The 15,859-nt window shown below is 55.4% G+C and carries 12 protein-coding genes, 2 tRNA genes and 2 other RNA genes; 7 read left to right on the top strand and 9 right to left on the bottom strand.

Annotated features, from left to right (window positions below):
• Nucleotides 1-95: 95 nt before the first annotated feature.
• The 3 genes from galU to rssA all read right to left on the bottom strand — a co-directional run bounded on the left by galU (nt 96) and on the right by rssA (nt 3,211).
• Nucleotides 96-1,004, bottom strand: coding sequence for a UTP--glucose-1-phosphate uridylyltransferase GalU (gene galU, locus DVA44_RS09990; protein ID WP_114314719.1), 909 nt, complete (start codon nt 1,002-1,004; stop codon nt 96-98).
• Nucleotides 1,005-1,205: 201 nt separating this feature from the next.
• On the bottom strand, nt 1,206-2,219 hold the full coding sequence (gene rssB / locus DVA44_RS09985; RefSeq protein ID WP_114386535.1) for a two-component system response regulator RssB: 1,014 nt from the start codon (nt 2,217-2,219) through the stop codon (nt 1,206-1,208).
• 92 nt (nt 2,220-2,311) lie between these two features.
• Nucleotides 2,312-3,211 (bottom strand): patatin-like phospholipase RssA, encoded by a 900-nt coding sequence (rssA, locus tag DVA44_RS09980; protein WP_114386533.1) that lies wholly within the window; start codon nt 3,209-3,211, stop codon nt 2,312-2,314.
• Between the two features lie 114 nt (nt 3,212-3,325).
• On the opposite strand from rssA, the gene DVA44_RS09975 reads away from it, so the two are divergent.
• The 6 genes from DVA44_RS09975 (at nt 3,326) to DVA44_RS09950 (ending at nt 5,380) form a co-directional block, all read left to right on the top strand.
• Nucleotides 3,326-3,784 carry a YchJ family protein gene (locus DVA44_RS09975; protein WP_114386531.1) on the top strand — a complete coding sequence of 153 codons (459 nt, stop codon included), beginning with the start codon at nt 3,326-3,328 and terminating at the stop codon, nt 3,782-3,784.
• A 45-nt stretch (nt 3,785-3,829) separates the two neighbouring features.
• Entirely contained in the window at nt 3,830-4,672 is an 843-nt protein-coding gene (gene purU / locus DVA44_RS09970) for a formyltetrahydrofolate deformylase (protein ID WP_103179925.1), read from the top strand.
• A gap of 156 nt (nt 4,673-4,828) precedes the next feature.
• Nucleotides 4,829-4,913, top strand: a tRNA-Tyr gene (locus DVA44_RS09965).
• A 43-nt stretch (nt 4,914-4,956) separates the two neighbouring features.
• Nucleotides 4,957-5,088, top strand: a non-coding RNA gene (locus DVA44_RS09960) — RtT sRNA.
• A gap of 35 nt (nt 5,089-5,123) precedes the next feature.
• Nucleotides 5,124-5,207 (top strand) — tRNA-Tyr (locus DVA44_RS09955).
• A 46-nt stretch (nt 5,208-5,253) separates the two neighbouring features.
• A non-coding RNA gene (locus tag DVA44_RS09950) (RtT sRNA) lies at nt 5,254-5,380 on the top strand.
• A 305-nt stretch (nt 5,381-5,685) separates the two neighbouring features.
• Here the strand turns inward: DVA44_RS09950 and DVA44_RS09945 are convergent.
• Complete coding sequence (locus tag DVA44_RS09945) at nt 5,686-6,129, bottom strand: Lrp/AsnC family transcriptional regulator (RefSeq protein WP_114386529.1); 444 nt, start codon at nt 6,127-6,129, stop codon at nt 5,686-5,688.
• Between the two features lie 107 nt (nt 6,130-6,236).
• Here DVA44_RS09945 and DVA44_RS09940 point away from each other — a divergent pair, with 107 nt between their 5' ends.
• Nucleotides 6,237-7,133 carry a DMT family transporter gene (locus DVA44_RS09940; RefSeq protein WP_114386527.1) on the top strand — a complete coding sequence of 299 codons (897 nt, stop codon included), beginning with the start codon at nt 6,237-6,239 and terminating at the stop codon, nt 7,131-7,133.
• Here the strand turns inward: DVA44_RS09940 and narI are convergent.
• The 5 genes from narI to DVA44_RS09915 all read right to left on the bottom strand — a co-directional run bounded on the left by narI (nt 7,130) and on the right by DVA44_RS09915 (nt 15,562).
• Nucleotides 7,130-7,807 (bottom strand): respiratory nitrate reductase subunit gamma, encoded by a 678-nt coding sequence (gene narI / locus DVA44_RS09935; protein ID WP_103179928.1) that lies wholly within the window; start codon nt 7,805-7,807, stop codon nt 7,130-7,132. The genes DVA44_RS09940 and narI overlap by 4 nt on opposite strands.
• Nucleotides 7,807-8,517 carry a nitrate reductase molybdenum cofactor assembly chaperone gene (gene narJ / locus DVA44_RS09930; RefSeq protein WP_103179929.1) on the bottom strand — a complete coding sequence of 237 codons (711 nt, stop codon included), beginning with the start codon at nt 8,515-8,517 and terminating at the stop codon, nt 7,807-7,809. The genes narI and narJ overlap by 1 nt, the downstream gene beginning before the upstream one ends.
• Nucleotides 8,514-10,049: a nitrate reductase subunit beta gene (narH, locus tag DVA44_RS09925; protein WP_103179930.1), complete on the bottom strand. Its 1,536-nt coding sequence runs from the start codon at nt 10,047-10,049 to the stop codon at nt 8,514-8,516. The genes narJ and narH overlap by 4 nt, the downstream gene beginning before the upstream one ends.
• Complete coding sequence (locus DVA44_RS09920; protein ID WP_114386525.1) at nt 10,046-13,789, bottom strand: nitrate reductase subunit alpha; 3,744 nt, start codon at nt 13,787-13,789, stop codon at nt 10,046-10,048. Before DVA44_RS09920 ends, narH begins: the two co-directional genes overlap by 4 nt.
• A gap of 378 nt (nt 13,790-14,167) precedes the next feature.
• Nucleotides 14,168-15,562, bottom strand: a complete 1,395-nt coding sequence (locus DVA44_RS09915) for a NarK family nitrate/nitrite MFS transporter (protein WP_114386523.1) — start codon at nt 15,560-15,562, stop codon at nt 14,168-14,170.
• Nucleotides 15,563-15,859: the final 297 nt, after the last annotated feature.

Raw genomic sequence — 15,859 nt, 5'->3', positions numbered from 1 at the left:
TTACCCTACCCTACGTGAGTGACACCCTTAAAAGGTTATAAAAAAACCGGTGTAGCATGGCTATCACCGGTTTTGCTTAGGGCGTTAACGCCGTATTAGTTTTTAATGCCCAGCGTCTCTTTCAGCCAGCCCTTAAATTCTTCGCCCAGGGACTGGTGACGGACACCATATTCAACGAAGGCCTGCATGTAACCGAGTTTATTACCGCAGTCGTGGCTCTTCCCTTTCATGTGGTAAGCCTCTACGGTCTCTTTTTCGATCAGCATGTCGATGGCGTCGGTCAGCTGGATTTCATCTCCGGCACCTGGAGGCGTTTTCGCCAGCAGCGGCCAAATCTCTGCGCTCAGAACATAACGCCCTACTACAGCGAGGTTAGACGGCGCTACGTCAGCTTTTGGCTTCTCAACCACGCCAACCATTGGCACGCTGTCGCCCGGGTTCATCGCCACGCCTTTGCAGTCCACAACGCCGTATGCGGTCACGTCTTCAACCGGCTCAACCATGATCTGGCTGCTGCCCGTTTCGTCGAAACGTTTAATCATTTCAGCCAGGTTATCCTGGGAAAGATCGGATTCAAACTCGTCGAGAATAACGTCTGGTAAAATAACCGCTACCGGCTCGTTACCGACTACCGGATGAGCACACAGGACTGCATGACCCAGACCTTTTGCCAGCCCCTGACGGACCTGCATAATAGTCACGTGCGGCGGGCAAATAGACTGCACTTCCTGAAGAAGCTGACGCTTCACGCGTTTTTCCAGCATGGCTTCAAGTTCAAAACTGGTATCGAAATGGTTTTCGATAGAGTTTTTGGATGAATGTGTTACCAGCACAATTTCAGTAATGCCTGCAGCAATACATTCGTTAACCACATACTGGATTAATGGCTTATCAACGAGTGGCAGCATCTCTTTTGGAATTGCCTTCGTTGCTGGCAGCATCCTGGTTCCCAACCCGGCAACCGGGATAACGGCCTTTCTCACTTTCGAATTTACGGCAGCCATTGAAACTCTCCTGAACTGTTCATGTTTTGAACTTTAGTCTGCATTAATAACGCGTTTAGTATATCAGCCTGTGGAGGATGTCCGGGTCTGAAAAGGACGCGCTACCGCTTAATTAGGATAAATACGAATAAAAACAGGCACCGATAGTAGCATTGCCCGTAAAACGACGGTAAAGCTATCTACCGTTTAAATTCCAACTGACTATTCTGTGGACAACATTAAGCGCAACCGCCCCCCTGTACCCCAAATTTGGCATTGCCATGAGGTGCAGCGATGGCTTATTTGATTCAGATAAGTATTTCCTAAGGTTCCTAACGGAACGCCGTTGCTGACCTGAATATGATGCTCACCCGTATTAAGCGTGGCATTAAGTCCGGCGGAGACTAAAATCAAATTTTTCAGGCCGCTATGGTAATAACCGACCAGTAATGGGAATTGTCCTGGCAAACTGGCCTGGCGCAGCAACTGGTTAACCTGTTTCAGCAGGCTGCCTAACTCAGGCAGGCGCTGACCCTGATGAGAAAGTTGTTCCTGAAGCAAACCATTAAATAATGCCCGCAATAATAATGCCGCCAGCACGCCATTATCGCCCGCCCGGGTAACATCCAGACAATAAAACGCCAGATCGTTATCGGATAATGGTGCGATATCCAGCACCAGACCCGGTTGATCGGCAGCCATCAGCTGGCGGTAATTAACTTTGCACCCGGAAAATGTCTGCTGAACCGGCGGCTGAAGCTCCTGTAACAGTTTCGCCGCCGCAGAGGGGTTATTCACCAGCGCATCCCAGTCCTGAAAAAGCCGCTCTTCCTCTTCAACACGCGAATTAAACATATTGGGATAGAGGCAGGCGAGAACGGTTTCACGCAAGCGATTCAGATCTTTAACTGGCTTAAGCAATACGTCCTGGACACCCAGGCGTAACGCTTTTGCGATATTGGCCATATTTTCGGTCGCAGAAATGACCAGAATGGGGATCTGGTCACCGGCATTACGTAAATGCTCCACCAGCTTCAGGCCATTCATCCGCGGCATGGCGATGTCGCAAATCATCAAATCGGGCTTAATGCCCACCATTTTTTCCAGGGCGTCGATCCCATCACCTGCAAGTGCAGTCGTCGCCCCCAGCGATGATAGCCATGAATCCAGTAAGGAGCGGAAAACAGGCTCGTCTTCAACTATCAGAATTTGTTTCCCGGCTAATGGCTGTGTCATGGTCTCTCCCGGCGCTGACAATAGATAAATAGTGGCATGCTATCGGCACTATCGCCTGTCAGATTTTGCTGAAGTAATCAAAAAAAGGGTGCTCAGGCTGTTGCCCGCACTAAAGGTAATAATTCGTCCATTTTCTTTTCGACTGCCTGCGCGCCTGCGGTAATGGCCGCTTCAGCACGATGGAAATCGAGCGTTGAAATTTGTGGACAAAAAGGTTGAATCAATATATCCGGCGGGTCACCCGCCATTCGATTACGCTTCAGGCGATTTTCCAACACCTGAATCGACGTCGTCATGATTTCCATGGCGGTTGGCGCAGCCACCAGCTTGCGGGTGGTTCGCGTGAAACGTCCTCGCAGGCGTTTATGCCACGCGAGATCCTCCAGAGCGGACTCATCCGACTGGGTGTTGACCGGCATCAGATCCTGCTGCATCAGGTGGGCATCATGTTGGAGATCGACGGCAATCACGATATCGGCCCCCATCGCACGGGTCAGTGAAATGGGGACAGGATTCACAACGCCGCCGTCAACCAGCCAGTAACCGTTGTGCGGAACCGGCGCCATAAGACCCGGCATACTGCAGGAGGCACGGACGGCAAGATGAATATCGCCTTCGGTAAACCAGATCTCTCTGCCGGTGCTGAGGTTGGTTGCAACCGCACCGAAAGGCATCTGACAGCTGGAGAATTCGGTCAGGGGCATCACCTGGCGAAAACGGTTAAAGACGCGCTCTCCGCGTAATAACCCGCCACGTTGCCAGGAGAGATCCATCAGGCGCAGGACGTCCCAGTAGCTAAACGATCGTACCCAGGTTTCCAGCTCGGGAAGCTTGCCACACGAGTAAGCGGCTCCCACCAGTGAACCTATTGAACAGCCTGCAACAATATCAATTTCGATACCCAAACGTTGTAAGGCGTTGATCACACCAATATGCGACCAGCCCCGGGCTGCACCTGAGCCCAATGCCAGTCCAATTTTTACTTTTCTCATTAGCCCTGTTTAGCGTCCCCTGGATTCCTGCATAGCGTCATTGCGACCGCTCAGTTAACATAGTGCCACCCTGGCGTTATACGCCATTCATTTTTTAATTTCAGGAAGAGAATCGTGTCTCAACTCTGTCCCTGCGGTAGCGCACTCGAGTATAGCCTATGTTGCCAACGATATCTTAACGGTGAGCAGGTTGCACCGGACCCGGCATCACTTATGCGCTCCCGATATGCCGCTTTTGTGACGCGGGACGCAGCCTACCTGATCAAGACCTGGCATCCATCCTGCCATGCTACTGATTTTCGTCAGGAGATCGAGGCCGGATTTGCAAATACGCAGTGGCTCGGCCTCACTCAGTACGAAACGGCAGCAGGCCGGGATGAAAACGAGGGGTTCGTCAGTTTTGTTGCGCGCTTTACCGAGCAAGGAAGAGCGGGCGCGATCATCGAACGCTCGCGTTTCTTAAAGGAGGGCGGAGAGTGGTACTATATTGACGGCACGCGTCCACAGTTTGGTCGTAATGACCCCTGCCCTTGTGGTTCAGGCAAAAAATTTAAAAAGTGTTGCGGGCAATAAGGCCTGACAACACGGTTCAAGCAAACACGTAAGGATTTTCCGGCAATGCAATCAACACAACGTAAAGTGCTGCGCACCATTTGTCCCGACCAGAAAGGGCTGATCGCCCGTATCACCAATATTTGCTACAAACATGAACTGAATATCGTGCAGAACAACGAGTTTGTTGATCACCGTACCGGCCGCTTCTTTATGCGTACCGAGCTGGAAGGGATCTTCAATGACGCGACGTTGCTTGCCGATCTGGACGGCGCGCTCCCGGAAGGTTCCGTGCGTGAACTGAACCCTGCCGGTCGCCGCCGGGTGGTGATCCTGGTTACCAAAGAGGCTCACTGCCTTGGCGACCTGCTGATGAAAGCCAACTATGGCGGGCTGGATGTTGAGATCGCCGCGGTCATTGGTAACCACGAGACGCTGCGTACGCTGGTTGAGCGTTTTGATATTCCGTTTGAGCTGGTCAGCCATGAAGGCCATACTCGCGAAGAGCATGACAATTTAATGGCGCAGGCCATCGAAGCGCATAACCCGGATTATGTGGTGCTGGCGAAATATATGCGCGTCCTGACGCCGTCATTTGTTGCCCGCTTCCCGAATAAGATTATCAACATTCACCACTCGTTCCTGCCGGCCTTTATCGGCGCGCGTCCTTATCACCAGGCGTACGAACGCGGCGTGAAAATCATCGGCGCAACGGCACACTACGTGAATGACAATCTGGATGAAGGTCCAATCATCATGCAGGACGTGATTCATGTCGATCACACCTACACGGCGGAAGATATGATGCGTGCCGGCCGCGACGTTGAAAAAAATGTCTTAAGCCGTGCGCTGTATCAGGTGCTGGCGCAGCGCGTCTTTGTCTACGGTAACAGAACGATTATTCTTTAATCCTTTATAAAATGAATTGATTAGCTTTGCGTCTTTATGTGTAAAAATCAGGCAAACGATTCATTTATGCAAAGGAAGTCTTTACAGGGGCGCGTCATTTGATATGATGCGCCCCGCTTCCCACAAGGAAGCAGGCCAGTAAAAGCATTACCCCGTGGTGGGGTTCCCGAGCGGCCAAAGGGAGCAGACTGTAAATCTGCCGTCATCGACTTCGAAGGTTCGAATCCTTCCCCCACCACCATTATTCACCACAGCGATGTGGTAATACCGATGAGATGTAGCGATGTTTGCACTTATCGGGAAGGGTGAGAACCTTCGATGAAGGTTCGAGTCGAGCGAAAGCGAGACAACGTTGCCAAAGGCAACGGCCCGAAGGGTGAGGAGCGAAGCGACGAATAATCCTTCCCCCACCACCATCTTCAAGTTTCACCTCAAAATCTGAATTACCCCTGGTGGGGTTCCCGAGCGGCCAAAGGGAGCAGACTGTAAATCTGCCGTCATCGACTTCGAAGGTTCGAATCCTTCCCCACCACCATCACTTCCAGATAGTTTCAAACCTCTTACTCCGCACGATGTTCTATATTCTTCCAATGCAGGGAAGGATGAGAAGCTTCGACCAAGGTTCGATTCGAGCGTAGCGAGAAAGCGTTGCCGCAGGCAACGACCCGAAGGGCGAGGCGTAGCCGAGTTATCCTTCCCCCACCACCATCACTTCTCCGAAAAAATCGATTCAAAATAAAAACACATTCTTCGGATTCCGTGCACCTTTTCCCCGGTGGCGCTGCGCTTACCGGGGCTACAAAACCGCACCATACCCGTAGGCTGGGTAAGGCGCAGCCGCCACCCGGCAAGATATCCGCACCATACCCGTAGGCCGGGTAAGGCGCAGCCACCACCCGGCAAGATAACCGCACCATACCCGTAGGCCGGGTAAGGCGTAGCCGCCACCCGGCAAGATAACCGCACCATACCCGTAGGCCGGGTAAGGCGTAGCCGCCACCCGGCGAAATCCCTTACAACGGGGGCAGCCGACGGGTCACCGGTGAACTCTTCACAATCGACGTATTGCACTGCGCATGTTCTGCCAGTCCATCCAGCAACGTATCCAGTTGCTCGATGGAGCGCACCACCAGCCGGATAACGAAACAGTCTTCGCCGGTCACTTTGTCGCTTTCAATACACTCCGGCATCTGCTGGATGTATTTATCTACTTTATGCAATAACCCCGGTAGCGGTCGCACGCGCACCAGCGCCTGCAGCGTGTAACCCAGTGCGGCCAGGTTTACCCGCGCGCCATACCCCTGAATGATGCCCCGCTCTTCCAGCCTTTTTAAACGCTCTGCCGTACTCGGTGACGTGAGCCCAACCCGGGCGCTTAACACCTTCAGCGACATACGCGCATCCTCTACCAGACAGCGCAGAATATGGCGGTCGATCTCATCGATAAGGTACTCCATAACATTCACCTAATTTATAAAAGCAAATCTCTCCTTTTACCTTAATTCAGCGCTGTTAAACCGGACACAGTTTTTTAACAATAGAGGCAATAATCAGGAGGTGTACGATGCGCGACATTCAACAAGGCGTCTGGCAGATGAGCCTGGCGATGCTGATATCCGGCTCTATTGGTGCTTTTGTTTTGCTTTCCGGCTTGCCGGTTACTGACGTGGTTTTCTGGCGCTGTCTGATCGGCGCCATTGCGCTGTTTCTTTTTATTCGTTTGAGTAAACGCCCTTTTAGCCCGTTAACCAAAGTAACCCTTGGCCTGGCCATTCTTGGCGGCATTGCGCTGGTCATTAACTGGCTGCTGCTCTTTGCCGCGTTCGAACGTATCTCCATCGGACTTTCGACGGTGGTCTATAACACCCAGCCCTTTATGCTGGTGTTGATGGGCATGCTGATGGGCGAGCGGGTGAGTCTGGTGAAATGGGGCTGGCTGTTCCTCGCCTTTGGCGGGGTGGTGATTTTGCTCTCCAGCGAGCTGACCGGCGGACACAGCGCACAATGGCTTTCGGGAATCGGCCTCGCGCTGGGTGCCGCTTTCTTTTATGCCCTCACTGCCATTATCACACGCAAATTACAGACCATTGCACCGCAGCACATCGCCTTTATCCAGGTGTTAACCGGCGTGATGATGCTACTGCCGCTGGCGCATATGCCGGCTTTATCCAGCGATTTTCCTTGGGCGATTCTGCTGACGCTGGGCATCGTGCACACGGGGGTAATGTATCAACTGTTATACAGCGCCATTCAGAAGCTCCCTACCCCCATCATCGGCTCGCTGTCATTTATCTATCCGGTCGTCGCGCTGATTGTCGACAACCTGGTGTTCGGGCACGCGCTCAGCCTCACCCAGCTGGCTGGCGGAGCGCTGATTCTGTTTGCCGCGGCGGGTAATAACCTCGGCTGGGGCGAAAAAAAACCCCGCCAGAGCGGGGTTGAGATGAAAACGGCGGATTAGCGACGGGCGCGCACAATCTGGTATTTGCGCGTCATGTACTCCACCGGCGCGCTCCAGATATGCACCAGACGGGAGAACGGAAACAGCAGGAACAGCGTCATGCCCAGCACCAGGTGCACGCGGAAGATAAACGCCACGCCGTCAAGATGCTCAGACGCACCGCCATGGAAGGTCACTACCGACTGTGCCCACCCCACCAGCTTCAGCATTTCGCTGCCGTCCATATGCTGAGCCGAGAACGGAATGGTCAGCAGACCCAGCGCGCACTGCACCATCAGCAGGGTGAGGATCAGGATATCCGCCCCGGTGGTGGTAGCACGTACGCGCGGGCTGAACAGACGACGCTTCAACAGCATCAGGCCGCCCACCAGGGTCATCAGGCCGCAGGCACCGCCGGCAATCATCGCCATCTTCTGCTTCACGTCCATCGGCAGGAAGGATTCATACATCCAGTGCGGGGTCAGCATTCCGAGGAAGTGACCGGCAAAAATCCCCAGGATCCCGAAGTGGAACAGGTTGGATGCCATGTTCATCCCTTTGCGATCCAGCATCTGGCTGGAGGCGGCGCGCCAGGTGTACTGGCCGTAGTCGTAACGCAGCCAGCTACCAATCAGAAATACCGAACCCGCAATGTACGGATAGATATCGAAGAAGAACATATTCAGGAAGTGCATTATTGCTGTCCTCCGTTAGAGATATTCAAATATTGCGGGGCAACGGCACCGGCAAAACGACGCTGGTGAGCAGAGATTTCCGACTCGCCGCAGCTCTGGTCAGCAAAGAACTTCACCTGTTCCTCTTCCCAGACCGCATCCAGCGCCTGTGGGGTGTCGTCGCGCGCTTCATCGGCGATTTTCTCCGCCACTTTTTCACTGTCGACCGAGGCGTTAGCCAGCTTCACCAGCAGTTCGAACAGCACCGCATAGCGGCTTTCACGCTGTTGCAGACGCGCGCTCAGCAAGGCCAGAATCGGGGCGATATCCTGCAGGCCGCCCAGCGCCTCTTCTTTTGGCAGCTGCGCCAGATACTCCAGGTAGAGCGGCAGATGATCCGGCAGCTCGCGGCTGTCGAGATGCAGGCCGTGCTGCTCATACTGGGCCATTAAGTCCACCATCGCCTGACCGCGATCGCGGGACTCGCCGTGAACGTGTTCAAACAGCAGCAGCGAGGTGGCGCGGCCCCGATCGAACAGCTGGCTGTAGTCAGACTGCGCATCCAGCAGATCGCGCGCTAACAGATCGCGGAGGAAAACGCCCAGTTTCTGGGCATCCTCTTTATCCAGGTTTTCCGATGACGCGAGTGCATCGAAGAGTTCCTGTTGATGCTGCGCCAGCGCAGCATCCGGGTACTCGAGCAGACGCGAAACAATGACGAGTTCAATCATTGGTGCGGCTCCGTTTTGCTGGTCACATCCATCGCATCGATGCGGCGGCTGTTGAACAGGTTGAATTTGTTGTCTGACCCGTGGCAACCGTCGCCGAAGGTAAAGCCACACCCGCTTTTCTCCGGGAAGGCTTCACGGGCCAGCTCACGGTGGCTGCTCGGCACCACGAAACGGTCTTCGTAGTTGGCAATCGCCAGATAACGGTACATCTCCTGGGCCTGGGCTTCACTTAAGCCCACCTCTTCCAGCGCGCGGGTATCGATGACGCCGTCAACGGTTTCCGCGCGTTTGAAGTGGCGCATCGCCAGCATACGTTTCAGGGCCAGCAGCACCGGCTGGGTATCCCCTGCGGTGAGCAGGTTCGCCAGGTACTGAACCGGGATACGCAGGCTTTCGACGTCCGGCAGGATACCGTTGCTGCCCAGCTCGCCGGCATCCGCTGCGGACTGAATTGGCGACAGAGGCGGCACGTACCAGACCATCGGCAATGTACGGTATTCCGGATGCAGCGGCAGAGCCAGCTTCCAGTCCATCGCCATTTTGTAGACCGGCGACTGCTGCGCGGCGTCGATCACGCTCTGCGGAATACCGTCCTTCAGCGCCTGGGCGATCACCTTCGGATCGTTCGGATCGAGGAATACATCCAGCTGACGCTGATAGAGATCTTTCTCGTTTTCGGTGCTCGCGGCATTTTCAATCGCGTCCGCGTCATAGAGCAATACGCCGAGGTAGCGAATACGGCCTACGCAGCTTTCGGAGCAGACGGTTGGCATCCCGGCTTCGATGCGCGGGTAGCAGAAAATGCACTTCTCAGACTTACCGCTCTTCCAGTTGAAGTAGATCTTTTTGTACGGGCAACCGGTGATGCACATACGCCAGCCGCGGCACTTGTCCTGGTCGATCAGCACGATGCCATCTTCTTCACGCTTGTAGATAGCACCGCTCGGGCAGGTGGCGACACACGCCGGGTTGAGGCAGTGTTCGCACAGGCGCGGCAGGTACATCATGAAGGTGTTTTCGAACTGGCCGTACATCGCCTTCTGCATGTTCTCGAAGTTCTGGTCTTTGGCGCGTTTTTCGAACTCGCCGCCCAGAATCTCTTCCCAGTTTGGCCCGCTGGTGATCTTGTCCATGCGCTGACCGGTGATCAGCGAGCGTGGACGGGCGATCGGCTGATGTTTGCTCTCCGGCGCGTTGTGCAGGTTCTGGTAGTCAAAATCAAACGGCTCGTAGTAATCATCGATGCCCGGCAGATGCGGGTTAGCGAAGATTTTACCCAGCAGCAGCGCGCGGTTACCCATGCGCGGCTGCAGCTTGCCGTTGATTTTACGGATCCAGCCGCCCTTCCACTTCTCCTGGTTTTCCCAGTCGGTCGGGAAGCCGGTGCCCGGCTTGCTTTCAACGTTGTTGAACCAGGCGTACTCCATCCCTTCCCGGCTGGTCCAGACATTTTTACAGGTGACCGAGCAGGTGTGACAGCCGATGCATTTATCCAGATTCAGCACCATGCCGACTTGTGAACGAATTTTCATTTTACGCTCTCCTGTACCTGGTCATTACCTTCGCCGTCTAACCAGTTAATATTCTTCATCTTACGTACCACCACGAACTCATCGCGGTTCGATCCTACGGTGCCGTAGTAGTTAAAGCCGTAGGCCAGCTGCGCATAGCCACCGATCATGTGGGTCGGCTTCGGCGTAATACGGGTCACGGAGTTGTGGATCCCGCCGCGCTGCTCGGTGATCTCGGACCCCGGCAGGTTCACGATGCGTTCCTGCGCGTGGTACATCATGGTCATCCCGGCCGGTACGCGCTGGCTCACCACCGCACGCGCCGTCAGGGCACCGTTGCTGTTGAACACTTCGATCCAGTCGTTATCTTCGATACCCAGATCTTTGGCGTCCGCTTCGCTCATCCAGACAATCGGGCCACCGCGTGACAGAGTCAGCATCAGCAGGTTGTCGCTGTAGGTGGAGTGGATACCCCACTTCTGGTGCGGCGTCAGGAAGTTCAGCGCCTTTTCCGGGTTGCCGTTCGATTTCGCGCCCATCACGGCCTTCACCGAGCGGGTGTCGATTGGCGGACGGTACACCAGCAGGCTTTCACCGAAGTCGCGCATCCACTGGTGATCCTGATACAGCGACTGACGACCGGACAGGGTACGCCATGGGATCAGCTCGTGAACGTTGGTGTAGCCGGCGTTGTAAGAGACATGCTCATCTTCGAGGCCAGACCAGGTCGGGCTGGAGATAATCTTGCGCGGCTGCGCCTGGATATCGCGGAAGCGAATTTTCTCGTCTTCTTTGTTCAGCGCCAGATGGGTATGGTCGCGACCGGTGAATTCACTCAGCGCTTCCCAGGCCTTCACGGCAACCTGGCCGTTGGTTTCCGGCGCCAGGGTCAGAATCATTTCTGCCGCATCAATCGCCGTATTCAGCATTGGCTGGCCTTTCGCCGGGCCGTCCGCTTTGGTGTAGTTGAGCTTGCGCAGCAGATCCATTTCGCTCTGGGTGTTCCAGGCGATCCCTTTCCCGCCGTTACCGATTTTCTCCATCAGCGGGCCGATAGAGGTGAAGCGCTCATAGGTCGCCGGGTAGTCACGTTCAACCGGAATGATGTGCGGCGCGGTCACGCCCGGGATCAGGTCGCATTCGCCTTTTTTCCAGTCCTTCACGTCCAGCGGCTGCGCCAGTTCGGCAGCGGAATCGTGCTGGATTGGCAGCGTCACCACGTCGGTCTCTTTGCCGAGGTGCCCCACGCAGACTTCAGAGAATTTCTTCGCAATGTCCTTGTAGATATCCCAGTCGCTTTTCGATTCCCACGCCGGGTCAACGGCCGCAGAGAGCGGATGAATAAACGGATGCATATCCGAGGTATTCATGTCGTCTTTTTCGTACCAGGTGGCGGTTGGCAGCACGATGTCGGAGTAGAGACAGGTGCTGGAGAGACGGAAGTCGAGGGTCACCACCAGATCCAGCTTGCCGTCGAGACCGTTGTCTTTCCACTCCACCTCTTCCGGCTTCACGCCGCCCTGCTTGCCGAGATCTTTGCCCTGAATGCCGTTTTCGGTACCGAGCAGGTATTTCAGCATGTACTCGTGCCCTTTACCGGACGAGCCCAGCAGGTTGGAGCGCCAGATGAACAGGTTACGCGGATGGTTTTTACCGTTTTCCGGCTGTTCTGCCGCGAAACGGATGGAACCCTCTTTCAGGGATTTGACGGTGTAATCCACCGGGGTCATGCCCGCTTTCTTCGCCGCTTCTGCAATGCGCAGCGGGTTGGTTCCCAGCTGTGGCGCAGAGGGCAGCCAGCCCATGCGTTCAGCGCGGACGTTGAAGTCGATCAGGTGACCGCTGTAGCGGGATTTATCCGCCATCGGCGACAGCAGCTCCTGCGCGGTAACCGTCTCGTAACGCCACTGGCTGGAGTGGTTATAGAAGTAGGAGGTGCTGTTCATGTGACGCGCCGGACGCTGCCAGTCAAGGGCAAACGCCAGCGGCTGCCAGCCGGTTTGCGGACGCAGTTTTTCCTGGCCCACATAGTGTGCCCAGCCGCCGCCGCTCTGACCCACGCAGCCGCAGAAGATCAGCATGTTGATCAAACCGCGATAGTTCATATCGAGGTGATACCAGTGGTTCAGACCGGCACCGACGATGATCATTGAACGACCGTGGGTCTTATCGGCGTTATCGGCAAACTCACGTGCGGTACGGATAATCTGCGCCCGTGGAACGCCGGTGATCTGCTCCGCCCAAGCCGGGGTGTAGGCTTTTACGTCGTCATAGCTGGTGGCGCAGTTTTCATCACCGAGACCGCGCTCCAGACCGTAGTTGGCCAGAGTCAGGTCGTAAACGGTGGTCACCAGTGCGGTTGAGCCGTCGGCGAGCTGCAGGCGTTTCACCGGCAGTTTGTGCATCAGGACGTTCTGCAGCTCCACCTTGTTGAAGTGCTCGGAGCCTTCGCCGCCGAAGTACGGGAAGCCAACATCGGCGATCTCGTCTTGGCTGCCCAGCATGCTGAGGCGCAGTTCGGTCTCTTCGCCCGTCGTGCCGTTACGCTGCTCGAGGTTCCATTTGCCCTTCTCGCCCCAGCGGAAACCAATTGAACCGTTCGGTGCAACCAGCTCGCCATTGCTGTTACAGGCAACGGTTTTCCACTCCGGATTGTTTTCCTGGCCCAGCGCATCCACCAGATCGGCGGCACGCAGCATGCGGCCTGCGGCATAGTAGCCGTCACGCTCTTCGAGCATGACCAGCATCGGCATGTCGGTGTAACGACGCACGTAGTCGGTAAAGTACTGGCTTGGCTTGTCGACGTGGAACTCACGCAGCATGACGTGGCCCATTGCCAGCGCCATGGCCGCATCGGTACCCTGCTTCGGCGCCAGCCACAGATCGCAGAGCTTGGCAATTTCGGCATAGTCCGGGGTCACGGCTACGGTTTTGGTGCCTTTGTAACGCACTTCGGTAAAGAAGTGGGCGTCCGGGGTACGGGTCTGCGGCACGTTAGAGCCCCAGGCGATGATGTAGCTGGAGTTGTACCAGTCGGCGGATTCCGGAACGTCGGTCTGCTCACCCCAGGTCTGCGGAGAGGCAGGCGGCAGGTCGCAGTACCAGTCGTAGAAGCTCAGGCAGGTGCCGCCGATCAGCGACAGATAACGCGCGCCAGAGGCGTAGGAGACCATCGACATCGCCGGGATTGGCGAGAAGCCTGCCACGCGGTCCGGGCCGTAGGTTTTCACGGTATAGACGTTGGAAGCGGCAATCAGCTCATTCACTTCCTGCCAGGAGGAACGTACAAAGCCGCCGCGACCGCGAGCCTGTTTGAAGCTCTTCGCTTTGTCGGCATCTTCGATAATAGAGGTCCAGGCCAGAACCGGATCGCTGTGCTGCGCTTTCGCTTCACGCCACATTTTCATCAGGCGTTTACGCATCAGCGGGTATTTCAGGCGGTTAGCGCTGTAGAGATACCAGGAGTAGCTGGCACCACGCGGGCAGCCGCGCGGTTCGTGGTTTGGCATATCCGGGCGGGTGCGCGGGTAGTCGGTCTGCTGCATTTCCCAGGTCACCAGACCATTTTTGACGAAAATCTTCCAGCTACAGGAGCCGGTGCAGTTTACGCCGTGGGTCGAACGTACGACTTTGTCATGTTGCCAGCGCTGACGGTAACCGTCTTCCCAGTCCCGGTTAGTCTCCAGAACCTGGCCGTGCCCATCGGCAAAAGTTTCACCCTTCTGTTTGAAGTAGCGAAACCGGTCCAAAAATTTGCTCATCGGGTATCTCCTGTATGGAGCCTGTGGCTCTCTAAATCGACATTGCTGATTTGCAGCGAAGGTAACGCTCTGAAAGAGGAGGAGAATTGATAACGATCAAGGGGAGTTGGGGATGTTCAGAAGGGGAAATTTTCGACTACCACCAAAGCGGTACAGAATACAATAATGTAACTTACTGTTTTATATGGTCATTATTTATTTATCCTACAAAAGCGCGCGTAACATTTAACCCCAGCGGTATTAAGGGGTAGGTAAGCCTGATTAGCGATGGCGATCACAGTGGCCGCATGCTAACAGCGGCTTACGCTTTTAGTATGTTGTAACTAATTGCAGGGCAAAAAAAGCGCGGCACCAGGCCGCGCAAACGGATAATCAAACTTACTTTTTATTAGAATTCCGTCCGTATACCAGCCAGGTGACAAACACGCAGACGATATAGAAAATCAGGAACACCTTCATCGCACCCGCCGGCGAGCCGGTCAGATCCAGCGAGATACCAAAGGCTTTAGGAATAAAGAACCCGCCAATCGCGCCGATTGCAGAGATAAAGCCCAGCGCGGCTGCGGTGTCGGTAGCCGCCTCACGCATCGCCTGCTGCTCACTGCCGCCCTGCGCTTTAACGCGATCCATCGTCAGTTTACGGAAGATCACCGAGATCATCTGGAAGGTGGAAGCACTCCCCAGCCCGGCGGTCAGGAACAGCACCATAAAGACCGCGAAGAAGGCGCCGAAGTTGCCGCCCACACCGTTCACCGGCAGGGTCATAAACAGCAGGGCACAGAAGAGAGCCATCACCACAAAGTTCACCAGCGTCACGCGGGTACCGCCCAGACGGTCAGAGATCATCCCGCCGGTAGAGCGTGCCAGGGCACCAATAAACGGCCCGAAGAAGGCGTAGTGCAGGATCTGCACATCCGGGAACTGGGTTTTGGACAACATAGCAAACCCGGCAGAGAAGCCGATAAACGAGCCGAACGTTGCCAGATAGAGCAGCGCCATGATCCACAGGTGAGCGCGCTTCAGCACCGGCAGCTGTTCGCTGAGCGACGCTTTCGATGCCGCCAGGTCGTTCATGCCAAACCATGCCGCCAGGGTAAAGACCACCAGGAACGGCACCCAGATCCACGCGGCGTTCTGCAGGAACAGCAGCGAGCCGTCGGCCTGTTCAACGCCAGCGCCACCAAACGCGGCGAAAATAGAGACCGAGATCGCCAGCGGCGCAATCAGCTGCATTACGCTGACGCCCATGTTGCCCAGGCCGCCGTTGATCCCCAGCGCCCCGCCCTGCTTCTGTTTCGGGAAGAAGAAGCTGATGTTCGCCATGCTGGAGGCAAAGTTTGCCCCTGCAAAGCCGCACAGCAGAGAGATGATTACGAAGGTGCTAAACGGTGTAGAGGTATCCTGTACCGCAAAGCCCAGCCAGACGCACGGGATGATCATGATGCCGGTACTGAACGCGGTCCAGCGGCGTCCGCCGAACACCGGTACCATAAAGGCATAAGGGACACGCAGCAGTGCGCCGGAGAGCGCAGGTAGCGCGGTTAACATAAACAGCTGGTCGGTGGTAAACTTGAAGCCCACTTTCGGCAGGTTAACAGCGACGGCGCTGAACAACATCCAGACGCAGAACGCCAGCAGCAGACAGGGAACGGAAATCCACAGATTACGACTTGCTACACGTTGGCCGCGCTGTTGCCAGAACGCCGGATCTTCCGGACGCCACTCGGTAATGACTGCGCCAGAATCCCTTTCGGGGGTAGTAGAGTGACTCATAGACACCTCTGATTCTTAAAAGTTGCCACAAAGATCAGGGTTTTAAGCCGACAGGAAGTTGATATAAATCAATGGGAAGGTGGGCAATTTTATGGCCTGAAAATCGCTATCCCCCAAAGTGAGTAGCGCTTATCAGTGAAAAAGGTGTGGTTTTTCACGGTACTGCTTCCCCCGCTTACCCCTCTCCTCCCATTCACCTCTCCAATGGCAATTAGTAGGTAATCCTTTTGAGGTATGGGTATACTCCAGGGGTTGCCTGAGAATAGAGCCCTTGCCGAGTCCAGGCATTGTCAGGAG

The organism is Leclercia sp. W17, assembly GCF_003336325.1.
Lineage (GTDB): Bacteria > Pseudomonadota > Gammaproteobacteria > Enterobacterales > Enterobacteriaceae > Enterobacter.
Note: the sequence above shows the minus strand (reverse complement) of the source record. Positions and strands in the feature narration are given on the sequence as shown.